The 23,378-nt window shown below is 49.6% G+C and carries 15 protein-coding genes; 10 read left to right on the top strand and 5 right to left on the bottom strand.

Annotated elements, in window-relative coordinates; genetic code table 11:
- The first annotated feature begins 73 nt into the window (after positions 1–73).
- The 5 genes from A8F97_RS08920 (at position 74) to A8F97_RS08900 (ending at position 8,591) form a co-directional block, all read left to right on the top strand.
- Positions 74–3,511 (top strand): DNA translocase FtsK 4TM domain-containing protein, encoded by a 3,438-nt coding sequence (locus tag A8F97_RS08920; RefSeq protein WP_033071363.1) that lies wholly within the window; start codon positions 74–76, stop codon positions 3,509–3,511.
- Positions 3,512–3,759: 248 nt separating this feature from the next.
- Positions 3,760–4,371: an outer membrane lipoprotein periplasmic chaperone LolA gene (gene lolA, locus A8F97_RS08915; RefSeq protein WP_014699649.1), complete on the top strand. Its 612-nt coding sequence runs from the start codon at positions 3,760–3,762 to the stop codon at positions 4,369–4,371.
- 7 nt (positions 4,372–4,378) lie between these two features.
- The gene (locus tag A8F97_RS08910) at positions 4,379–5,722 is read left to right on the top strand and encodes a replication-associated recombination protein A (protein ID WP_014699650.1); all 1,344 of its coding nucleotides are present in this window, start codon (positions 4,379–4,381) and stop codon (positions 5,720–5,722) included.
- Between the two features lie 103 nt (positions 5,723–5,825).
- Positions 5,826–7,121, top strand: coding sequence for a serine--tRNA ligase (gene serS, locus A8F97_RS08905; RefSeq protein WP_014699651.1), 1,296 nt, complete (start codon positions 5,826–5,828; stop codon positions 7,119–7,121).
- A gap of 315 nt (positions 7,122–7,436) precedes the next feature.
- Complete coding sequence (locus A8F97_RS08900) at positions 7,437–8,591, top strand: MFS transporter (protein ID WP_033072006.1); 1,155 nt, start codon at positions 7,437–7,439, stop codon at positions 8,589–8,591.
- Here the strand turns inward: A8F97_RS08900 and A8F97_RS08895 are convergent.
- Positions 8,577–9,518 (bottom strand): LysR family transcriptional regulator, encoded by a 942-nt coding sequence (locus A8F97_RS08895; RefSeq protein WP_033071364.1) that lies wholly within the window; start codon positions 9,516–9,518, stop codon positions 8,577–8,579. The two genes, A8F97_RS08900 and A8F97_RS08895, sit on opposite strands and share 15 nt — an antisense overlap.
- A 273-nt stretch (positions 9,519–9,791) precedes the next feature.
- Here A8F97_RS08895 and A8F97_RS08890 point away from each other — a divergent pair, with 273 nt between their 5' ends.
- From A8F97_RS08890 to A8F97_RS08880, 3 genes are read left to right on the top strand one after another with little or no spacing between them, the layout of a single operon-like run.
- Positions 9,792–11,123, top strand: coding sequence for a cytosine permease (locus A8F97_RS08890; protein ID WP_033071365.1), 1,332 nt, complete (start codon positions 9,792–9,794; stop codon positions 11,121–11,123).
- Positions 11,124–11,149: 26 nt separating this feature from the next.
- Entirely contained in the window at positions 11,150–12,259 is a 1,110-nt protein-coding gene (locus A8F97_RS08885; RefSeq protein WP_014699656.1) for a DUF917 domain-containing protein, read from the top strand.
- Positions 12,260–12,269: 10 nt separating this feature from the next.
- Positions 12,270–13,838 carry a hydantoinase/oxoprolinase N-terminal domain-containing protein gene (locus tag A8F97_RS08880; protein ID WP_033071366.1) on the top strand — a complete coding sequence of 523 codons (1,569 nt, stop codon included), beginning with the start codon at positions 12,270–12,272 and terminating at the stop codon, positions 13,836–13,838.
- Positions 13,839–13,924: 86 nt separating this feature from the next.
- Here A8F97_RS08880 and pflA read toward each other — a convergent pair whose 3' ends face one another.
- From pflA to ycaO, 4 genes are all read right to left on the bottom strand, one after another.
- A complete protein-coding gene (gene pflA, locus A8F97_RS08875) occupies positions 13,925–14,665 on the bottom strand; it encodes a pyruvate formate lyase 1-activating protein (protein ID WP_033071367.1) in 741 nt (246 codons plus the stop codon).
- 269 nt (positions 14,666–14,934) lie between these two features.
- On the bottom strand, positions 14,935–17,217 hold the full coding sequence (pflB, locus tag A8F97_RS08870) for a formate C-acetyltransferase (RefSeq protein WP_005967554.1): 2,283 nt from the start codon (positions 17,215–17,217) through the stop codon (positions 14,935–14,937).
- A 56-nt stretch (positions 17,218–17,273) separates the two neighbouring features.
- Positions 17,274–18,134, bottom strand: coding sequence for a formate transporter FocA (gene focA, locus A8F97_RS08865; protein WP_014699658.1), 861 nt, complete (start codon positions 18,132–18,134; stop codon positions 17,274–17,276).
- Between the two features lie 427 nt (positions 18,135–18,561).
- On the bottom strand, positions 18,562–20,325 hold the full coding sequence (gene ycaO, locus A8F97_RS08860) for a 30S ribosomal protein S12 methylthiotransferase accessory factor YcaO (protein ID WP_014699659.1): 1,764 nt from the start codon (positions 20,323–20,325) through the stop codon (positions 18,562–18,564).
- A gap of 388 nt (positions 20,326–20,713) precedes the next feature.
- Here ycaO and serC point away from each other — a divergent pair, with 388 nt between their 5' ends.
- Together serC and aroA are read left to right on the top strand one after the other, a co-directional pair.
- Positions 20,714–21,799: a 3-phosphoserine/phosphohydroxythreonine transaminase gene (serC, locus tag A8F97_RS08855; RefSeq protein ID WP_033071368.1), complete on the top strand. Its 1,086-nt coding sequence runs from the start codon at positions 20,714–20,716 to the stop codon at positions 21,797–21,799.
- A gap of 82 nt (positions 21,800–21,881) precedes the next feature.
- On the top strand, positions 21,882–23,171 hold the full coding sequence (gene aroA, locus A8F97_RS08850) for a 3-phosphoshikimate 1-carboxyvinyltransferase (RefSeq protein WP_033071369.1): 1,290 nt from the start codon (positions 21,882–21,884) through the stop codon (positions 23,169–23,171).
- Positions 23,172–23,378 lie beyond the last annotated feature (207 nt).

Genomic DNA, 23,378 nt, shown 5'->3' with positions numbered 1-23,378 from the left:
TGAATTTATACAGTCCCAGCGCCGGGTTTTCTCGGCGCTTTGTCATAAACCTTACAGGCCCCTGGAGAGACTCTTGAGCCAGGAATATACAGAAGATAAAGACGTTACCCTGAAAAAACTCAGCGGAACACGTCGTTTGCTTGAAGCGATTTTAATCGTTGTGGCACTTTTTGCAGTTTATCTCAGTGTCGCATTGCTTAGTTTCAGCCCCTCCGATCCCAGTTGGTCGCAGACTGCGTGGCATGAGCCTATCCATAACGTTGGTGGTGTGGCAGGTGCCTGGCTGGCGGATACGCTGTTCTTTATTTTTGGTGTTCTGGCCTATGCCATTCCGCCGATTATGTTATCCCTGTGCTGGGTGGCTTTCCGCCAGCGCGATAACCACCAATCCATTGAATACTTTACTTTTTCACTTCGCCTGATTGGAACGTTGGCGCTGATCCTGACCTCTTGTGGTCTGGCGGCGTTGAATATTGACGATCTCTACTATTTTGCTTCCGGTGGTGTATTGGGAAGCCTATTGAGCAGCTCAATGATCCCACGTTTTAATAGCATGGGGGCGACGCTGGTTCTGCTGTGTGTCTGGGGCGCAGGGTTAACGTTGTTTACCGGCTGGTCATGGTTAACGATCGCCGAAAAAATTGGCGCTGGTGTATTGGGTTGTCTGACATTCATGTCAAACCGTTCACGTCGCGATGAGGACTATCGTGATGAGGATTATCGCGAAGAGGATGAGAACGATGTGCTTAACCTACCTCACGATGAAACCTCCCGTGAGGCGATAACGCAACCGCGAGATGACGATGACGTTCTGTTTTCTGCGCCTTCCGTTGCTGATGCCGTACACGACACGGTAGCGGACAACGCGATAGAAGAAGCATCATCTTTAATTGAAAACGTGCCGACTGCTACACAACCGATGCTCTCGGCAGAAACGCCAGTAGCATTGTCTGATTCGCCATTGCCTGGCATTGTGCCGCCCGTTACCCCATCTGTGATTGACTCAACGCCATCGCTGAATCCGCCGCTGTATTCGTTTGAGATCCCTGAACCTCCTGTAGCGGTGCAGGAGAACGTAACCACGCCTGAGCCCTACGGTAGTGCGTCTATGTCTTACGGGAGTGCTTACGGAAATAGTGTCGTACCGGCGATCGTAACGCCGCCAGTGGTTCAACCGTCTGCTGAGCCGTCACAATCTGCACACGATATCGATTTCAACGCGAATAACACCTTTATGCCGGCGTTCAGCGCTGATGCAGATGATAATCCGCAGATTAAACGCGGTGTAGGGCCGGAATTGCCACGCCCTAATCCGGTACGGATTCCAACTCGGCGCGAGTTGGCATCATATGGAATAAAGTTACCGTCGCAGCGACTGGCCGAAGAGCAAGCAAGGCTACAGGCGCAGAGCGATAGCGTAGAAACGGAATTGACGAACGACGTGTATCAGGAAGAGACACCGGATGACATCGCGCAGCAAGAAACTGCGCTGCAACAAGCGTATCTGGACCAGCAGCGTCAGCGCTATGGTGAAGCATACCCGTTACAGGAAGACGATGAAGACGCACTTCTGCAAGCACAGTTAGCCAGAGATTTCGCTGCACAGCAGCAGTCCCGTTATGACGCCAGCGCGTCGCAGCCTGATGAGGAAACCCCTGTTTCGCTAGCGTCACCTGCGGTCAGTGAGCCTGTTCATCCAACCCCTCTGGCTCCGCATAACGCCTTTTCGTTCTCGCCGTTTAGCGCGGAGAATGAGCACGAATCTGCACCGCATACGTTTAGCGAATCCGAATCCCCGTATTCACAGCAGTCCTATCGTGCCGAGCCAACGTTCCCGCCGATGCATGCTGGTGAAGATGAGGATGACGACGATGAGCGCAGCCCGCAGATGTTTGGTCAACCAGTGCAACCGACGTCAGCGCCTGTTGAGGACGTGAAACAGGAAAATACACTAGCGCACCATCCAGCAATGGATGGCCTGATTCATCCGTTCCTGGTGCGTAATGAACAACCGCTCCAGAAACCGACAACACCGCTGCCAACGTTGGATTTGTTGACCCCGCCTCCCGCCAGCGAAGCGCCTGTTGATAATTTCGCGTTGGAACAGACTGCGCGATTGATTGAAGCGCGTCTGGCTGATTTTCGGGTAAAAGCGGATGTGGTCGATCACTCTCCGGGTCCGGTAATCACGCGTTTTGAACTAGATTTAGCACCGGGCGTTAAAGCGGCGCGTATCTCGAATTTGTCACGCGATTTGGCACGGTCACTGTCAGTTGTTGCAGTGCGTATTGTTGAGGTGATTCCTGGTAGACCGTATGTTGGGCTGGAATTACCAAATGCGCATCGTCAGACGGTGTATCTGCGAGAAGTGCTGGACTGTGACGCATTCCGACATAACCCTTCACCGCTGGCAATCGTGTTGGGGAAAGATATTGCAGGCGAACCCGTCGTTGCCGATCTGGCGAAAATGCCGCACCTACTGGTTGCAGGTACCACGGGATCGGGTAAGTCAGTCGGCGTCAACGCTATGATCATCAGTATGTTGTATAAAGCCACGCCAGAAGACGTGCGCTTTATCATGATCGATCCAAAAATGCTGGAACTTTCCGTGTACGAAGGCATTCCACATTTGTTGACGGAAGTTGTGACCGACATGAAGGATGCGGCAAATGCGCTGCGCTGGTGTGTCGGTGAAATGGAGCGTCGCTATAAGCTGATGTCAGCGCTTGGTGTGCGTAATCTGGCGGGATACAACGAACGCGTGATGACAGCAAATGCGATGGGGCGTCCAATTCCCGATCCGTTCTGGAAACCGGGCGACAGTATGGATATGACGCCGCCAGTGCTGGAGAAACTGCCGTATATTGTCGTCATGGTCGATGAATTTGCCGATCTGATAATGGCGGTGGGTAAGAAGGTTGAAGAACTGATTGCCCGATTGGCACAAAAAGCGCGAGCCGCGGGGATTCACCTGGTACTGGCGACGCAACGTCCTTCCGTTGACGTGATCACTGGGCTTATCAAAGCAAATATCCCGACACGTATCGCATTTACCGTTTCCAGCAAAATCGACTCACGGACTATCCTCGATCAAGGGGGGGCTGAATCGCTCTTGGGAATGGGGGATATGCTTTATATGGCTCCCAACTCCTCGATCCCTGTCCGTGTGCATGGGGCTTTTGTGCGCGATGAGGAAGTCCATGCCGTGGTTCAAGACTGGAAAGCACGTGGTCGCCCTCAATATATTGATAATATCGTCAGCGGTGGCGACGATGGGGAAGGTGGGGGGCTCGGTCTTGATGGCGATGAAGAACTCGATCCTTTGTTCGATCAGGCCGTAGGATTTGTGGTCGATAAACGTCGTGCATCAATCTCCGGCGTACAGCGTCAGTTCCGAATCGGCTATAACCGCGCCGCGCGAATCGTTGAGCAAATGGAGGCACAGGGCATCGTCAGCTCTCCTGGACACAATGGTAACCGCGAGGTGTTGGCACCACCATCAATGGAATAACCACGCGGTATCCGTTGAAATCACTCCATCATAAGGGCTGCGTGTGCAGCCCTTATGCAAAGAAGCGTAAAAGCGCTAATAAGCAGATAATTCATCTACCATTGTCCGAGTGGGTTCAGATAACATAGATTCATAAATATCAATGGTTCACAAATAACCGTGATCTACAAAGAACATCGGCGTAACACTAAGCGTTTGGCCTTGACAAAAAAGGTCTGTTATATCAGGAAATTCAAAGGATTATGCGTATGAAAAAGTGGTTAGCTATCAGTTGCCTGATTACGGGAATGACGTCAACCGCTGTCTATGCAGACGCGGCAAAAGATTTGCAGGGACGACTCAATAAAGTAAACAGTTTCCATGCAAATTTCAGCCAGACCGTCACCAGCGCGGATGGCGCAGCGGTGCAGGAAGGGGAAGGGGAACTGTGGTTAAAACGCCCTAACTTATTTAACTGGAAAACGATATCACCTGATGAAAGTGCATTGATTTCTGATGGAAAAACGCTCTGGTTCTACAATCCCTTTGTTGAGCAAGTCACCGCGACCTGGTTGAAAGATGCGACGGGTAATACGCCGTTCATCCTGATTACGCGTAACGATACCGGCGATTGGGATAAATACGATGTACGGCAGAAGGGCGATGATTTCGAGCTTACACCGAAGTCAGCGAGCGGTAATCTGAAGCAGTTTGCGATTAATGTGACGACAAACGGCACGATCAAGCAATTTACTGCGACGGAACAAGATGGGCAGCGCAGTACCTATGTGCTGAAAAATCAGCAAAATGGCGCTGTTAATGCCGCGCGATTTACATTTACGCCACCGAAAGGCGTCACGCTGGACGATCAGCGTCAGTGAGGCCAGCGTGAGCAACCTGTCACTTGATTTTTCCCATAATGAATTCCAACCGCTGGCCGCGCGTATGCGGCCAGCAACATTGGCGCAATATATTGGTCAACAACACCTATTAGGCGCTGGTAAGCCACTGCCACGAGCCATTGAGGCCGGGCAGTTGCACTCGATGATCCTCTGGGGGCCGCCAGGAACGGGAAAAACCACGCTGGCAGAATTAATTGGGCATTACGGGCAGGCGGATGTCGAGCGCATTTCTGCCGTGACGTCCGGCATCAAAGAAATTCGTGAAGCGATTGAGCGTGCTCGGCAAAATCGAAATGCAGGGCGACGTACCATTTTGTTTGTTGATGAAGTTCATCGTTTCAACAAAAGCCAGCAGGATGCGTTTCTGCCACATATTGAAGATGGGACAATCACCTTCATTGGCGCAACAACGGAAAACCCTTCTTTTGAACTCAACTCCGCGTTGTTATCACGCGCCCGCGTCTATTTACTAAAAGCGTTGACGGCAGAAGATATCGAACAGGTGTTATTACAGGCAATGAATGACCGCGAGCGCGGATATGGTGAGCAGAATATTGCCCTGCCTGCTGAAACCGGTCGAATGCTGGCTGAGTTGGTCAATGGTGATGCCAGACGTGCGTTGAATAGTCTGGAAATGATGGCGGATATGGCGGAAATTGATGCGCAGGGGATGCGTGTCCTGACGCCGGCTCTCCTCAATGAAATTGCTGGCGAACGCAGTGCCCGTTTTGATAACAAGGGCGATCGCTATTACGACCTGATTTCGGCTTTGCATAAATCGGTGAGAGGGTCTGCGCCGGATGCAGCACTTTATTGGTACGCTCGAATCATCACCGCGGGCGGCGATCCGCTGTATGTTGCGCGGCGACTGTTGGCGATTGCCTCAGAAGATGTCGGTAATGCCGATCCGCGTGCGATGCAGGTGGCTATCTCTGCCTGGGATTGTTTCACTCGCGTTGGGCCGGCAGAGGGGGAACGTGCTATCGCACAGGCTATCGTTTATCTCGCCTGCGCCCCTAAAAGTAACGCGGTATATAGCGCTTTCAAAGCAGCGATGCAGGATGCGCGTGAGAAACCAGATTATGATGTTCCCGAACATTTGCGCAATGCGCCTACCCGGTTGATGAAAGAAATGGGACTTGGAGCTGAGTATCGGTACGCGCACAACGAACCTAACGCCTATGCGGCAGGAGAGAGTTACTTTCCCCCGGAAATGGCTGATACGCACTATTACGTGCCTACCTCGCGTGGCCTTGAGGGCAAAATTGGTGAAAAGCTCGCCTGGCTAGCGACTCAGGATCAAAATAGCCCGACAAAACGCTACCGTTGAACTAAGCGTTGCGGTAAGGTTGTCGAGATATTTTCTGAAGCCGGCCGCGTAGCGCGCCGTGTACGCCACCATTTCATTTGATAATCATAAGCACAGGATTAGCATGCTCGATCCCAATTTACTGCGTAATGAGCTAGACGCAGTCGCCGAAAAGTTACTGGCTCGCAGGGGCTTTAAGCTGGATGTTGAGACCCTGCGTAAGCAGGAAGAACGTCGTAAAGTATTGCAGGTAGAAACCGAAAATCTGCAAGCCGTGCGTAACTCCCGATCGAAAGAGATTGGCGCAGCGAAAGCGCGCGGTGAAGATATCGAGCCTTTACGTCGTGAAGTTAACACATTAGGCGAAGAACTGGATGCCGCGAAAGCAGAACTGGATCAGTTGCAGAATGAAATTCGCGATCTGGCGCTAACGATCCCAAACCTGCCGGATGATTCTGTGCCGTTAGGTAAAGATGAGACACAAAATCAGGAAGTTGCCCGCTGGGGTGAGCCGCGTAAATATGATTTCCCTGTACGCGATCATGTTGAACTCGGTGAGATGGCTGCCGGACTGGATTTTGCTGCCGCAGTGAAACTAACGGGTGCGCGTTTTGTCGTGATGAAAGGGCAGATTGCTCGTCTACATCGTGCGCTCGCTCAGTTCATGCTTGACTTGCATACACAACAGCATGGTTATCAGGAAGCGTATGTACCCTACCTGGTAAACCACGCCACGCTATACGGCACGGGCCAGTTACCTAAGTTTGGTGAAGATCTGTTCCACACCAATCCTTTAAGCGAAGAAGCAGACAGCAGCCAATATGCGCTGATCCCGACGGCTGAAGTCCCGCTGACTAATCTGGTGCGTGACGAGATTCTTGATGAAGAATCCTTGCCATTGAAAATGACCGCACACACGCCTTGTTTCCGTTCTGAAGCAGGGTCGTATGGTCGTGATACGCGTGGATTGATCCGTATGCACCAGTTTGACAAAGTTGAACTGGTACAAATCGTCCGCCCTGAAGATTCTATGCAGGCCTTGGAAGAATTGACGACCCATGCTGAAACGGTGCTGCAACTGCTGAAGTTGCCTTACCGTAAAGTTTTGCTGTGCACGGGGGATATGGGTTTTGGTTCCACCAAAACTTACGATCTGGAAGTGTGGTTACCAGCGCAGGACACGTATCGTGAAATCTCTTCCTGCTCTAACATGTGGGATTTCCAGGCACGTCGTATGCAGGCCCGCTGCCGTAGCAAGTCCGATAAGAAGACTCGGCTGGTTCACACGTTGAATGGTTCTGGTCTGGCAGTCGGTCGGACACTGGTGGCTGTTCTGGAAAACTACCAGCAGGCTGATGGCCGAATTGAAATTCCTGAAGCGCTGCGTCCGTATATGGGCGGGTTGGAATTTATTGGCTAAACTGCGGTTATCTGAATCAAGCGCCTTAGGGCGCTTTTTTTACGTCCCGTGTTCGGTAATATTTTTTTATCGTAAAAATAGCTTATCTATCCCATATCGCTTTTGTTACTTAATGTCTAAGCTGAAAATGTTTTAAAATCAGATGAGTAGTAACCTTCTGTTTTCAAAACAATGGCCCTTTTTGTGAGTATTGATTAATTCTTTCAATCCATAATCTAAGAAAGAAGTTTTAGCACTTTTGCCCGGATTGACTTTTATAGTCGCAGTGTCATGATGCGCTCACTCTTCTCCGGTTGTTTGGTTATCCACTTCGCTATGTCTGCTTATTCCCGCCCAGTGCTGTTATTGCTCTGCGGACTTCTGCTGCTGACGGTTTGTATTGCGGTATTAAATACACTGGTTCCACTTTGGTTGAGTTATCAGGCTCTGCCCGTCTGGCAGGTGGGCCTGGTTGGCTCATCCTATTTCGCTGGCAATCTGATTGGAACGCTATTCGCCGGCAAATTAATCAAACTTTATGGGTTTAACCGCAGCTATTATTTCGCAGCTTTATTATTTAGCGTTGCGATTGTGGGGCTTGGCATTTCTACGGATATTGGCAACTGGTTATTCTGGCGTTTTCTTGCCGGGATTGGTTGTGCATTGATCTGGGTTGTGGTCGAAAGTGCCTTGTTGTGCAGTGGAACATCTGCACAGAGAGGGCAACTACTGGCTGCTTATATGATCGCTTATTACCTCGGCAGTGTGATTGGACAACTGTTGCTTAGCGTGTTGCCTACGTCATTATTGAGCGTGCTGCCGTGGATGGCTGCATTAGTTATTTTAGCGGTATTACCGCTGTTGTTTACTCGTCTCCCCGCTCCGCCAAAACAGCATGAAAAACCTGTCAATATGTGGAAAATGCTGTCGTATCGCAGTGCACGTTTAGGCATACACGGTTGTATTATTTCCGGCGCAATTTTAGGCTCATTGTATGGCCTGATGCCGCTGTATCTTTCCCATCAGGGAATGAATGATGCACAGGTTGGATACTGGATGGCGCTGTTAATCAGCTCCGGTATCATCGGTCAATGGCCTGTTGGGCGACTGGCGGATCGCTATGGTCGATTGTTGGTTCTGCGGGTGTTGGTTTTTGTGGTGATTGTGGGTTGCATTGCCATGCTAAGTATCAGCCACTATGCGATGGCTCCGTCGCTGTTCCTGCTGGGATGCGCGGGGTTTACGCTGTACCCCGTTGCCATGTCGTGGGCATGCGAAAAAGTGAGCCCTGATGAACTCGTGGTCATGAACCAAGCGCTGCTCCTCAGCTACACGCTTGGCAGCCTTTGTGGGCCAAGCGTTGCTGCAGTATTGATGCAAAGCTACTCCGATCGGTTGCTGTTTGTTCTGATTGCAGCCATTGCCATGATCTACCTGATGCTGTTGCTCAGAAAAGCCAATCACCATCCAACGCCGTTAGCTACTGCTTGAGTCAGCGGCATCGAGGCTGGCCAGCGAACTTTGTCCCGCTTCGACCATATTATTCCACAGCGCTTCGGCTACTGGGCTAAGGCGCTGTTTTGCATTTCGCACTAGATAAAATGTGCTGGTTAGCTTTAAGCGATCCGGAGCAACTACCGCTAGTTTCCCTTTTTCCACCCAAGATGCGGCATAATGGTCGGGAAGATAACAAATATGCGTTCCCGCTAGCACGAGTAATAGACTACCTTCAAGATGCCATGCTGTTTGGTGGTAGCCTTGTTTTGCTACGGGACCGAGTTGTTTAGATATTTCGTTGAAGGCATGCCCACCGATTATTACTCTACGAGGATTTAATTCACCATTGAGCCATTCGCGCTCTATAATTTCAGCATTTTCTGCTAGTGAATAAAAGTAACTGTGTTCAACGAATACAGGTTCATAAAAAATATCTGCCGGAATGTCATCAGGCAAAGCGCTTAGAACAATATCGAGATGTCCATTTTTCAACCGTTCCATGAGCGGCAGGTATTCCATAATATCAAGTTCGACATTGACTTCGGGACTTTGGGCATAAAGCCGGGTTATCGCCTGAGATATAACATTATTGGGGTGGGTAGCGACATTATCTAGACAGCCTAACTTTACTTTACCTATAAGCTGATGCTTTATGCGGGCTAACCTGTTAGCAAAATCATCAAGTGTGGAAATGACAGACTTTGCTTCCTGGTAGACAACCTCCCCCTCAGTTGTTAAGGCAAAGCCACCACGTCCGCGTTCGCACAAAACAAGACCAAGCGTATCCTCAAGGCGAGATAGATAGTGGCTTAACACGGGTTGGCTCAGACCCGTTGCAGTTTGTGCGTTGGTAATTCCTTGTTTTTCAACGATTTTGCAAAATAGCTTTAACCAGCGAATCTCCAGTTTATCTAAGCGCATAGCATTTCCTTCGCATACATTACATATCTGAATGTTAACATCAAAATATATCTGTATTAATCGATATGAAACCCATTTATCGTGTTGTTACGCCGCACCATTGGTGTGGTTGCCACAAAAGAGCGTGGTTTTATGCGTCACATCAGGGTCTCCCATAGACACAATGGTGTTGTCAGCTTGCTGACGACACCATTGTTCTATACGCCGCCAGGCAACCTCTATAAAATATCACACGATACAATAATTATTTGCTGCTTATTTGATGGAGGGATGATGTCTCAAGGAAATGTTGTACCTGGAAAACAACAACAGGAACGGAAAATCTATGATTATGAATACGAACCTGTCCCTGTAGAAGTGAGAAAAAGCTGGTATGTCATTGCTTTAATATGGTTGGCTTTGGGAATCGATATTTCTGGCTTGTTTCTAGGGTCTTTTCTAAGTAGTGGGCTGCCGTTTTCTCAGGCTATCAGCGCCACGATTATCGGCTCCGTCTTGCTGGGTATTCTCGCCGCATTATGTGCTAACGTCGGTTATGGCTGCGGGTTATCAACAACGCTGCTCAGCATCTCCGTTTTTGGGCGACTAGGTGGGAAAATGATTGGCGTATTTTCCGCCATCTCGATGGTTGGTTGGTTCGCTTTTCAACTCGATTTTTTTGGCGTAATGCTGCAAAAAGCGCTCTTACATTATCAACTTGAACCTGGGCGTTTTTTTGTCTTGCTGTTCGGCATGGCATTAATGGCACTGACAGCCATTTGGGGAGTTAGGTCGCTAGGGAAATTAAGTATATTAAGCGTCCCGCTAATGCTCATACTCATTGTCTCAGGTATATATCTCGCAGCCAGCGGCCATTCTTCGCCCACTGAGGTTGCCATTAAAAACCCAATAAGCTTAGGAAGTGCGGTTTCTTACGTTGTTTCTATCTGGATAGTGGCGGCAAGTATTGTATCACCGGATATTGCCCGTTATTCCAGAACACGTAAAGACGCTATGCTAGGGTCAGGTTTGGGTTTTTTACTGGGGAACAGTTCCACGATTCTTGTTGCACTCATATTAACCCATATGGTTGGTAGCGACGATTTGGTTGAAATATTTTTTAGTATTGGACTTGGTGTGTCAGCCATTGTGATTTTAATTTTTGCTCAATGGACGACGAATAGTTCTAATCTAATTTCAGCTTCACTAGGTTTATCTGTCGTCATCAGAGCAATACCTCGACCAATACTCGTTGTGGTGATGGCATTTGCTGGTTTGCCTCTTGCCTATAACGGCATGATTAATAATTTTACTCAATTTTTGTCGCTAATAGGCGTTCTGATTTCCCCTATTGCAGGGGTTTACCTTGCTGAATATTACTTTTTTGATTCCTCGCGTCTCAAACAGGACGAATCACCACCGCCATTGCTGAATATTTGTGCATTCATCGCGTGGCTCTCCGGCAGTTTTGTAAGCTTAGCAACGGCTACAGATTTCTTTGATTTGTTTACAATCACATCCGTTTCTACATTGGATGGCATAATAATCAGCCTGGTGATGTATATCGCTATGCGGAAAATGTTCCCGCAGTTGGTAACGTCTGCCCATTCGTTCTCTAAATCCTAGGTTATTCAGTGGTTATTGGGTAAGTAATGAACCGTTATATTGATTCTGAAACAATAGATGATATTGCACTGGGGGCGTCAGTTCTCGGTACTGGGGGTGGGGGCGACCCTTATCTTGGTTCGCTGATTGCCAAGAATGCATTACGTAATACTCGGCCTGTTGTTCTGATGAATCTCGATGATGTCGAAGATAATTCGCTTTTTTTTCCATGTAGCGCAATGGGCGCGCCTACGGTTTCTGTGGAGAAAATTATTTCACAGCGCCAAATTCTGTTGGCCTTCGATACGATGGAATCGGTGTTAGCGGAATCATCTTCAGGAACATTTTCAATCGAAGTTGGTGGAATTAATTCCCTCATTCCATTTGTTGTTGCGGCTAAAAAAGGGTTGCCGGTTATTGATTGTGATGCAATGGGGAGAGCCTTCCCCGAAGCACAGATGGTGACCTTTTTCCTTGATGGTTTATCTTCGGCACCCAATACGCTGGCTGATGAGAAAGGTAACTCGGTTATCCTCAATCCGATTGATGGAGTGTGGTCTGAACGGCTAGCCAGAGTCATTACGGAGCAGATGGGGGGAGCCTCCGCGATGTGTGATTATCCGCTCCGTGGACACGAACTCAAACGTAGCGCGATTAAAGGGACACTTACACTGGCGCAGAATATCGGGAAAACGCTGCGGGAGTCTCATCAGTCGGGCAGCCATCCGGTACAGTCTCTGCTTACCGTGTTGAATGGCCATGTTGTTGCATCAGGAAAGATTGTTGATGTTGCTCGGCGTACAACCGGCGGTTTTGCACGGGGTAAAGTGGTGCTGGATGGTATGGGGAGCGACAAAGGCGAATCGTTTACGGTGCTTTTCCAGAACGAGCTATTGTTGGCGTATCGTTCATCACAGACGGCCGACCCTACGCAGGATAATCTGCTGGCGGTGGTTCCTGATTTAATTTCTATAGTCGACAGTGAAACCGGACGCCCGATTATTACGGAGCATTTACGGTATGGGCAGCGAGTTGATGTTATTGCCTATCCGTGCAATGACAAATGGCGAACGCCGAAAGGGATTGACGTTGCAGGACCTGGATATTTTGGTTATCCGGTGCAGTATGTGCCGATAGAACAGCTTGCAAATCGCTAAGGCTTTCCCGATGTTACATAATCATGATTACCGACTCGGGATTGATGTCGGCGGCACAAACACGGATGCGGCAATTTTAGATGCTGACCTACGCTGTATTGCGACGGCCAAATGCCCTACCAGTATAGATATCTACAGCGGTATCGAACGGGCGATTGCTGAAGTATTGGCGCAGTCTGGCATCGCGTCGCAGCATATTCGCTATGCGATGTTAGGTACAACACAATGTACTAATGCGATTGTTGAGCGGAAAGGGCTGGATCGCGTCGGATTATTGCGCCTGAATTTGCCAAGCAGTGATAGCGTCCCACCGCTGTTTGGCTGGGATGACGAGTGGCAAAAGACGTTAGGCAAACATTTCTACCAGCTTCACGGCGGCTATGAATTTGATGGTCGTGAGATCCATCCCATACTGAGGGATGAGGTGCTGGCGGTTTGTGACAAGATGCGTGGTCATGTCGATAGCGTGGCAATCTGTGGCGTATTTTCCCCTGTAAACAATGAGCAAGAGTTGCGGGTTGCCCAGTGGGTGAACGCGGCATTGCCTGATGTTTCTCTGTCGTTATCCCACCGGATAGGCAGCACGGGATTACTGGAAAGAGAAAATGCGACAATCCTGAATGCGTCGTTGCAAAGCACCGCCATCCGTTTTGTTAACGGCTTTACGCAAGCGTTAATGCGGCACGGTATCAAAGCTACGCCATTCTTTGGGCAAAATGATGGCACATTGATGTCCGAAAGTATGGTGAAGCAATATCCGATTCTGACGATGGCCTGTGGGCCAACGAACTCTATTCGTGGAGCGTGCCACCTTTCGGGATTGGATAATGCATTGATTATTGATGTCGGCGGTACGACAACCGATATTGGCGTGTTGGTGAATGGCTTTCCGCGTGAGTCGGCAATCGCCGTTGAAGTGGGTGATGTGCGGACGAATTTCAGGATGCCGGATATCATTTCTATCGGTATTGGTGGTGGAACCTGTGTTCGCCAGTCTCCGGATGGGGCGCTCATCCTTGGGCCTGACAGCGTCGGCTATCGTCTTCTTGAGCAGGGCATCAGCTTTGGCGGGGAGACGTTAACGCTCAGCGATATCATGCTGCGCCTTCATCGTGAGCGATGGACATCCACACTTCCTCGTCCGCTACCTGAACTGGATAAAGCGCTTTGCCAGCAGGCTTATCGTCAGATGATTGATAAAGTGGAAAGTGCTATCGACCGGATAAAATCGTCAAGTGCGGCTATTCCTGCGGTGCTTGTTGGCGGCGGAAGTATTTTACTGCCTGACGTTTTATCTGGTGTCAGCCAGGTTATGCGTCCGTTGAATTTCGATGCGGCAAATGCGGTGGGGGTGGCGTTAGGGAAGGTGGGGGCGCAGATCGAGCGTGTGGTTAAAATGCCGGATCACGATCGTGAAGAGGTAAAAAAGGAATTACAGCAGCAAACTATTTGTCTTGCTGAAGAGACGGGAGCCATGCCGGGTAGCGTTGAGATCATCGACTATCAGGAAATTCCTTTGGCCTATCTGCCGGGGAATTCGGTGCAGGTAAAAATCAAAGCGGCAGGGAATCTGGCTTAGCGCAGTGTAACGATTTAATGATGGTAATCTGCTGGAATGAAAATAGCGCGCCGTGAGCGCGCTATTTTTGCAGAAAGCATCAAAGGTTAGTAGATTACTTTGTGGCCGTAGCTTTCAAGAATTGATTTAACGCGATCCATCGTATCGGCCTTCGGCGGTTTAACACCGTCCAATTTGTACTCTTCGCCCATTGCGATCCACTTATGTTTGCCAAGCTCGTGGTAGGGCAGAAGTTCAATTTTCTCGATGTTCGTCATATCCTTAGTGAACTCACCCAGTTTGTGCGCGGACGCATCGTCGTCAGACCAGCCAGGCACCACCACATAACGTATCCAGGTACGCTGGTTACGTTTTGCCAGATAGCGAGCGAAATCCAGAGTTCGGTGATTCGATACGCCAACTAAATTCTGATGTATATCATCGTTCATTTGCTTCAGGTCGAGCATCACTAAATCGCTGACGTCCAATAGCTCGTCGATGACGGGATCGTAACGGCGCACGAATCCGTTAGTGTCCAGACAGGTATTGATACCTTCTGCTTTACAGGCGCGGAACCAGTTGCGTACAAACTCAGCTTGCAGTATGGCCTCACCGCCCGATGCTGTTACGCCGCCGCCGGATGCATTCATAAAATGGCGGTAGGTCACGACTTCTTTCATGAGTTCTTCAATTGTCACTTCTTTGCCACCGTGTGTATCCCAAGTATCACGGTTATGGCAATACAGACAGCGCATCAGGCAACCCTGGAAGAAGATGATGAAGCGGATGCCTGGGCCATCGACAGTGCCGCAGGATTCAAAGGAGTGGATGCGACCGATTACTGACATTGCGAGGTTTTCTCCAAATTTGACCGGACAATAGCGGTCTTTATGAGCGCAGTCATAAGAAAGCGGGTATCGATCTGGCAGACGTTTCCTGGCAGAAAAACACCGTATGACAGATGCTGCGTCGAATCTGTTTTGCCAGCCCGCCACATGATAGGGCAGCATGGCGAGCTGGCAAAACAGGCTAACAGTCTGAACGACAAGCGAGGGTAAGAAAAAGGCCCCACTGACGTGGAGCCTTCATTTTACGTCTTTTCAGACAGTCATGGAAATTAGATTGACTGTGTGAAGGTACGGGTGATGACGTCTTGCTGCTGTTCTTTCGTCAGTGAGTTGAAACGCACTGCATAGCCAGATACACGGATAGTCAACTGCGGATATTTTTCCGGGTTTTCCATCGCATCAAGTAGCATTTCACGGTTCATGACGTTGACGTTCAAGTGCTGGCCGCCTTCGATGCTGGCTTCATGATGGAAGTAACCATCCATCAGGCCTGCAAGGTTAGCTTTACGCACGTTATCGTCTTTACCCAACGCGTTAGGCACGATGGAGAAGGTATAAGAAATACCATCTTTCGCGTAAGCAAACGGCAGTTTGGCAACAGAAGTCAGAGAAGCAACGGCACCTTTCTGGTCACGACCGTGCATTGGGTTAGCACCTGGTCCGAATGGTGCACCTGCGCGGCGACCGTCTGGCGTGTTACCTGTTTTCTTACCATATACCACGTTAGAGGTGATGGTAAGAACAGACTGAGTCGGGGTTGCGCCACGGTAGGTATTCAGTTTCTGAATTTTCTTCATGAAACGTTCAACCAGGTCACAAGCCAGTTCATCTACGCGAGCATCGTTGTTACCGAATTGCGGATATTCGCCTTCGATATCAAAGTCGATAGCCAGGCCATCTTCATCACGAATCGGCTTAACTTTGGCATATTTGATGGCAGACAGGGAGTCAGCAGCAACAGACAGACCTGCGATACCACACGCCATGGTGCGGAACACGTCACGGTCGTGCAGTGCCATCAACGATGCTTCGTAGCTGTATTTGTCATGCATGTAGTGGATGACGTTCAGCGCGGTGACATATTGCTTAGCCAGCCAATCCATGAAGTGATCCATGCGATCCATCACTTCGTCGAAGTTCAGAACGTCGCCTTTGATTGGTTCTGATTTAGGACCAACCTGCATTTTCAGTTTTTCGTCCACGCCGCCATTGATAGCGTACAGCATGGTTTTCGCCAGGTTTGCACGGGCACCGAAGAACTGCATTTGTTTACCAACGATCATCGGGCTTACGCAACACGCAATCGCGTAGTCGTCGTTGTTAAAGTCAGGGCGCATCAGATCGTCATTCTCGTATTGCAGAGAAGAGGTATCGATGGAGACTTTAGCCGCATAGTTTTTAAAGCTTTGTGGCAGTTTTTCAGACCACAGAATGGTCATGTTCGGCTCTGGAGACGGCCCCATGGTGTACAGGGTGTTCAGGAAGCGGAAGCTGGTTTTGCTCACCAGTGTACGACCATCCAGACCCATACCAGCCAGAGATTCTGTTGCCCAGATTGGGTCACCAGAGAACAGCTCATCATACTCAGGTGTACGCAGGAAACGCACCATACGCAGTTTCATGACCAGGTGGTCAATCATTTCCTGAGCTTCTTCTTCCGTGATTTTGCCGGCTTTCAGATCGCGATCGAGGTAGATATCCAGGAAGGTGGAGACACGTCCGAAGGACATTGCCGCACCATTCTGTGATTTCACCGCAGCCAGGTAACCGAAGTAAGTCCACTGAACGGCTTCTTGGGCTGTCGCTGCTGGGGCAGAAATATCGCAGCCGTATTTCGCTGCCATTTCTTTAATTTGGCTCAGTGCATGGTGCTGATCGGCAATTTCTTCACGCAGACGGATTGTTGCTTCCAGATCTTCGCCGTTTTCCAGTTTGGATTGCAGAGAAGTAAACTGAGCAAACTTGTCTTTCATCAGATAGTCGATACCGTACAGCGCAACGCGACGGTAGTCACCGATGATACGGCCACGGCCGTAGGCATCTGGCAGACCAGTCAGAACGCCAGACTTACGACAACGCAGGATGTCTGGGGTGTAAACATCGAATACGCCCTGGTTGTGCGTTTTGCGATATTCAGAGAAGATTTTTTTCAGTTGAGGATCCAGTTCACGGCCGTAAACTTTGCATGACCCTTCAACCATTTTGATACCACCAAACGGAATCAACGCACGTTTTAACGGCGCATCAGTCTGCAGACCAACGATTTTTTCCAGACCTTTGTTGATGTATCCCGCGTCGTGAGACGTGATAGTCGCAGCAACATGGGTATCAAAATCAACAGGGGCGTGAGTGCGGTTTTCCTGTTTGATGCCTTCCATGACGCTGTCCCACAGCGCTGAGGTCGCTTTGGTTGCGCCAGCAAGGAAAGACTCATCACCTTCATACGGCGTGTAGTTTTTCTGGATAAAGTCACGAACGTTGACGTTATCCTGCCATTCACCTTTGCTAAAGCCTTGCCATGCATTGGCCAATTTTTCATTCAGCTCGGTCATTTTACACCTACCTTTGATATGGATTTCTTAAACCCGACGTTGCGGCCGATTGCACCTTAGTGGTGCTTGTCTCCACCGCGCAAATAAATTACCCAATATGTTAAACCAACCATTATACCGCCGCCGATGATATTCCCTAGGGTGACGGGAATCAGATTATCGGTAATGAAGTGACTGACGGTTAAATGTTCAAACTGAGACGGCGCCATGCCAATGGCATTCCAGAATTCTGGGGCCGCAAAATTTTTGATAACGATGCCCATAGGAACCATGAACATGTTGGCGATACTGTGCTCAAAACCACTAGAAACGAACATGGCGACTGGCAGGATCATGGCAAACATTTTATCGGTAAGCGTGCGGCCTGAATAGCTCATCCACACAGCCAGACAGACTAGCAGGTTGGCCAGGATCCCCAGACACAGTGCTTCAACAAAGGTGTGTTCAAGTTTGTGTTCCGCTGTTTGCAGGACGTTAAGGCCCCATGCGCCGTTTGCGACCATATGCTCGCCAGAGAACCAAATAAGCCCAACGAAGAAAAGCGCACCAATCAGGTTGCCGACATAAACATTAGCCCAGTTACAGGCTAGTTGCTTCCAGGTAATACGTCCACTGGCTTTGGCAATTACGATGAGAACGGTCGAGGTAAACAAGTCCGCACCGCAGACGACAACCAACATGAGGCCAAGGGAGAAACAGATACCTCCGATCAATTTCGCGATACCAAAAGGAATCGTCGATGTTCCTGTCGTGGCCGTAATATAGAAGACGAAGGCGATCGAAATAAATACACCCGCAGTGATCGCTAAATAAAACGTCGTACACGGTTGTTTGGTCGCTTTATAGACTCCGGCGTCTTCAGCAACTTTTGCCATCGCGGCCGGTAGTAATAGAGTGAAGGGGTTGTCAGCTTTCACACTAACTCTCTCTTAAAATTTATCAGCGTTGAGATACTAACAAAGCAGTATACGGCAAAATTTGACGTGGATCATATTGCAAGAAATTAATAGGTCGGTAGGTAGGGCGGAATACCTAGGTTTTGTGGTTAATTCATTGAATTGTATAATGAAAAAATATTTTAATTTTTGCAAAAAGAGTTGAATGGCATAGGTTAAACCTACCGATTTAGCGTTAATAAAAATCATGTTTTGTAGAATTTCAGTACCACCTTGTCGAGGTAATTTAATTAAAAATTCACCATTCAATAACAATATTCTGATGATGTATCACGAATAATAAATTATTGTCCTTTGGACAATAAAATAGCCCTTTAAAATAAAGGGCTATTTGCAACAGATCGCTGTCATCAATATAAGGCTGCACGATGACTGCATCACGTAGACATTATTTTGACTGCCAATAACGACGTTTGGCCTGCTGCAGCTTTTCATAAGCAGCCAGCAACGACTGATGCGCAGGTAAAGAGGTAAAGGTATCGTCTATGGCAAACAGGCCGTAGAAGCACGCTTCTCCAGCAACGGCGGCACTGGCGGCATCGACTGTCTCACTGCCGTACATTTTAGTGAAGGCATCGTAGTATTCAGCGGGATCGCGCTCAGGCTCGAGTGCCAGCAGCAGCAGGGTTTGCAGGCAACGGTAGTAATTGCTGCGCTGTGCGCTGAAGACCGAATCGTTGAAATCCTGTGTCCATTCTGTCCAGGTCAGCGCCTGCTCCAGGTCGCCGCCGGCCAGCGCCAACATAGCTTTTAATTCTCCAACGCGTAGAGTAAGCCAGCCATTATCTTTGCCAGTGGCAATACCAAGCAGCTCGCGCACGCGGGTGAAGTCATCCAATCCTTCGTCATCCAACTGTTGCAACAGCGCCAGGTAGTCTTCTTGTTCCCATTTGTTGTTTGGTAGCGTCAGCAGCGTGTCGCGCAGGTGAGCACCCATGCTGTTATTGGCCAACAGCAGATCGTCGGCAGGGTAGATGTCTGACATGCCTGGAACGATGATGCGACAGGCATAAACGGCCAGATGCTCATAATCGGCAATATAAACTTCTTTATCTTCCTGCTTGAAGATCGCCATCAGCGTTGCAAATTCTTCTTCTGTCGACCCTTTAAAGCTCCAGTCGGCAAATTCATAATCAGCCTGCTTCTTGAACATATCCCAAGAGATCAGACCGCTAGAATCGATAAAGTGGGTTTCCAGATTAGCGTGCTCAGCCACTTCCTCATCATCAAACGTCGGTGGGGTGAACACGTCCAGATCTTTCAGGCCGCGTCCCTGCAACAGTTCGGTGACGGTACGCTCCAGCGCTACGCCAAAGTCAGGATGCGCGCCGAAGGAAGCAAAGCAGGTGCCGTTAGCGGGGTTAAACAGCACCACGCAGATGACCGGATATTTCCCGCCCAGTGAGGCATCGTAAGAGAAGATTGGGAAACCTTCTTTTTCCAGTGTTGCAATGGCTTCGACCACGCCCGGGTAGCGGTTCAGCACCTCCTGCGGGATTTCTGGCAGGCTGATGGATTCAGCAATGATACGGTTTTTGATGCTACGCTCAAATACTTCTGACAGCCCCTGAACGCGGGCTTCGTTGGCGGTATTCCCAGCGGACATCCCGTTAGAGACGTACAGATTACCGATGATATTCATCGGAATATAGACGGTTTGCTGATCGGACTGGCGGGTAAACGGCAGCGCGCAAATGCCTCTGTCGGCATTGCCGGATTGCAGATCGATCAGATCGCTGGCGCTCAGTTCCTGCTCAGGATCGTAAAACTGGTGCAGACGGGCATCCAGAATGCCTTCCGGCAGTGCATCGTCTTCCGGAATAGGGAACCATTTTTCATTCGGATAGTGGACGAAATCGCCGTTAGCGATAGTTTTGCCGAGGTAGAAGTCAGCAAAGAAATAGTTAGTGGACAGACGCTCGAAATACTCGCCTAACGCCGAGGCCAGTGCTGCTTTCTTACTGGCACCTTTACCGTTCGTGAAGCAAAGTGGGCAATCTCGGTCTCGGATATGGACAGACCAGACGTTTGGCACCGGGTTCAGCCATGACGCTTCTTCGATGTTAAACCCCAGGTCCTGGAGTTGCTGTTGAAAACGGGCGATGGAATCTTCCAGGGCGGCGTCTTTGCCTGGGATAAACGTTTGAGTCATGGTGTTCACTCTTATCGAGATTAGCGGAAGCGGCATGATACGGATTTTTCTGTCCGGACTCTATTTATTCATAACAGATCGGCAACAGCGAAAAAGAACAGACTGGGTAACGTGCCGTTTTGCATAATGAAAGCGCAATAAGCGTTGCAGCCGCGATGGACGAGTGATAAAACCGATAGCAGGGTAAAAGTAGTGTGGTTATGGCGGTCGTTCCGTTATAACTACAATCGTGTAACAGCGGTGTTTTTATAACCGGCAGGCTTATATACTCCAAATAATTCGAGTTGCAGTAAAGCTAACGCACATGCAGCTTTATGAAGGGTATAAAAATAGTATTGGTAACAACGGTGATAAAACAGCCGCTATTTTTCAGGTGTGGTGAGGGGAAATGACTCAGATTTTTAATTTTAGCGCCGGTCCAGCAATGCTGCCGGTTGAAGTACTGCGTCGCGCTGAACAGGAATTATGTAATTGGAATGGCTTGGGTACATCGGTCATGGAAATCAGCCACCGTAGTAAAGAGTTTATGCAGGTCGCTGCTGAATCCGAACAGGATCTGCGTGACTTGCTGAAAGTCCCCTCCAACTACAAAGTGCTCTTTTGCCATGGCGGTGCTCGTGCGCAATTTGCCGCCGTGCCGTTAAATCTCTTGGGCGAGCGTTCAACGGCGGACTACATCGACGGCGGATATTGGGCGCATAGCGCAATCAATGAAGCAGAAAAATACTGCACGCCAAACGTGATTGACGTGAAAACGCGTGTAGGCGATCTGCGCGGCATTAAGCCGATGCGTGAATGGCAATTGTCTGATGATGCTGCGTTTGTACACTATTGTCCGAATGAGACCATTGACGGTGTTGCGATCGAAGAAGAGCCCGATTTCGGCGATAAAATTGTGGTTGCCGACTATTCTTCCAGCATTTTGTCTAGCCGCATTGACGTCAGCCGTTACGGCGTGATCTATGCTGGTGCGCAGAAAAATATCGGCCCCGCGGGTTTGACGCTGGTTATAGTGCGTGAAGATTTGCTGGGTAAAGCACGCCGCGAACTGCCATCGATTCTGGATTACAAGATTCTGGCGGACAATGACTCCATGTTTAACACGCCGCCGACCTTTGCCTGGTATCTGTCTGGCATGGTCTTCAAATGGCTGAAAGAGCAGGGCGGTTTGGCTGAAATGGAAAAGCGTAACCAAGATAAAGCTGACCTGTTGTATAGCGCGATTGACGGTAGCGACTTCTATCGTAACGATGTCGCGGTGGCAAACCGCTCTCGTATGAACGTACCATTCCTGTTGGCGGATTCTGCGCTGGATAAAGTCTTTCTGGACGAGTCTGTTGCCGTTGGCCTGCACGCACTGAAAGGCCATCGTGTTGTAGGCGGCATGCGTGCCTCCATCTACAATGCCATGCCGTTGGAAGGCGTGAAAGCGCTGACTGAATTTATGGCCGACTTCGCACATCGCCACGGTTGATTCACGACAACCTCGCTACACATTTTGATCAACCCCGGACTTTCCGGGGTTTTTATGTCCACGTTGAAAGAATAGGCTTCACATGCAGGAATCCCTGACCTTACATCCCATCAAGCTGATTAACGGTACGCTTAACCTCCCCGGTTCAAAAAGCGTCTCTAATCGTGCGCTGTTGCTGGCTGCCTTGTCCGAAGGCAAAACCCGACTCACTAATCTGTTAGACAGTGATGATGTTCGCCATATGCTTACTGCGTTAACGGCGCTGGGCGTGGAATATCATCTGTCATCTGACCGGACAATCTGTGAGATTACCGGCCTGGGTGGCGCGTTTACGGCAACGCAACCGCTGGAACTGTTTTTGGGGAATGCGGGTACGGCGATGCGCCCGTTGGCTGCCGCGCTATGTCTGACGGCTGGCGATATTGTGTTGACTGGCGAACCTCGCATGAAAGAGCGTCCGATCGGGCATCTGGTCGATGCACTACGCCAGGGCGGGGCAAAAGTTGACTATCTGGAGCAGGAAAACTACCCGCCGCTTCGTCTGCACGGTGGTTTTCAGGGCGGCGAAATCAGCGTAGATGGTAGCGTATCCAGCCAGTTTTTGACTGCATTGTTGATGACCGCGCCGTTGGCCACACAAGATACGCACATCAGTATTCAGGGCGATCTGGTTTCTAAACCGTATATCGATATCACGCTACATATGATGAAAGCGTTTGGTATTGAGGTACGTAACGAGAACTACCAGCGCTTCTTTATCGCAGGTCGCCAGCAGTATCACTCACCGGGCGATTATCTGGTGGAAGGCGATGCATCGTCGGCTTCTTACTTTCTGGCCGCGGCGGCGATTAAAGGCGGTGTTGTACGCGTGACCGGCGTAGGCCGTAACAGCGTACAGGGTGATATCCGCTTTGCTGATGTCCTGGAAAAGATGGGCGCGATTGTGCGCTGGGGTGACGATTATATCGAATGCGAGCGCGGCGAACTGCGTGCGATCGATATGGATATGAATCACATTCCTGATGCGGCGATGACTATCGCGACGGCAGCGCTTTTTGCCCAGGGCGGTACGACCACGCTGCGTAACATCTATAACTGGCGCGTGAAAGAGACTGACCGTCTGGCAGCCATGGCGATTGAATTGCGTAAAGTGGGCGCGGAAGTTGAAGAAGGTAACGATTATATTCGCATTACGCCGCCAGTTAAGCTGAAAGCGGCAGAGATCGGTACATATAACGATCACCGTATGGCGATGTGTTTCTCGCTGGTGGCGCTGTCGGATACGCCGGTCACCATTCTGGACCCGAAATGTACGGCTAAAACTTTCCCTGACTACTTCGAGCAACTGGCACGTCTCAGCGAGCTAGCTTAATTTCTTGCTAAGGCACGGTTTCCGTGCCTTTTCTTCCATTCTACGCGCCACTTTCTCTTCTGAGCTTGCGTACCGCGTTCAGATAATGTCTTATTTTTCCCGCCATTCCGGCATTAGGGTAACCTTTCTCTGTATTGATGCGTATAATAAGGCTCCGTGACGCCATAAAACGGCGTAAGCGGAACTTCCCAGTATTAAAGGAGAGAG

Origin of the sequence: Pectobacterium parmentieri (genome assembly GCF_001742145.1) — a bacterium.
Classification (GTDB): domain Bacteria; phylum Pseudomonadota; class Gammaproteobacteria; order Enterobacterales; family Enterobacteriaceae; genus Pectobacterium; species Pectobacterium parmentieri.
This window is presented reverse-complemented; position numbering and strand designations above follow the sequence as displayed.

Bases quoted from the DNA above. Each gene is read 5' to 3' on its own strand.
- lolA (WP_014699649.1), top strand. From the start codon at position 3,760: ATGAAAAAGTGGTTAGCTATCAGTTGCCTGATTACGGGAATGACGTCA.
- serS (WP_014699651.1), top strand. From the start codon at position 5,826: ATGCTCGATCCCAATTTACTGCGTAATGAGCTAGACGCAGTCGCCGAA.
- A8F97_RS08900 (WP_033072006.1), top strand. From the start codon at position 7,437: ATGTCTGCTTATTCCCGCCCAGTGCTGTTATTGCTCTGCGGACTTCTG.
- A8F97_RS08895 (WP_033071364.1), bottom strand. From the start codon at position 9,518: ATGCGCTTAGATAAACTGGAGATTCGCTGGTTAAAGCTATTTTGCAAA.
- A8F97_RS08890 (WP_033071365.1), top strand. From the start codon at position 9,792: ATGTCTCAAGGAAATGTTGTACCTGGAAAACAACAACAGGAACGGAAA.
- A8F97_RS08885 (WP_014699656.1), top strand. From the start codon at position 11,150: ATGAACCGTTATATTGATTCTGAAACAATAGATGATATTGCACTGGGG.
- A8F97_RS08880 (WP_033071366.1), top strand. From the start codon at position 12,270: ATGTTACATAATCATGATTACCGACTCGGGATTGATGTCGGCGGCACA.
- pflA (WP_033071367.1), bottom strand. From the start codon at position 14,665: ATGTCAGTAATCGGTCGCATCCACTCCTTTGAATCCTGCGGCACTGTC.
- pflB (WP_005967554.1), bottom strand. From the start codon at position 17,217: ATGACCGAGCTGAATGAAAAATTGGCCAATGCATGGCAAGGCTTTAGC.
- ycaO (WP_014699659.1), bottom strand. From the start codon at position 20,325: ATGACTCAAACGTTTATCCCAGGCAAAGACGCCGCCCTGGAAGATTCC.
- serC (WP_033071368.1), top strand. From the start codon at position 20,714: ATGACTCAGATTTTTAATTTTAGCGCCGGTCCAGCAATGCTGCCGGTT.
- aroA (WP_033071369.1), top strand. From the start codon at position 21,882: ATGCAGGAATCCCTGACCTTACATCCCATCAAGCTGATTAACGGTACG.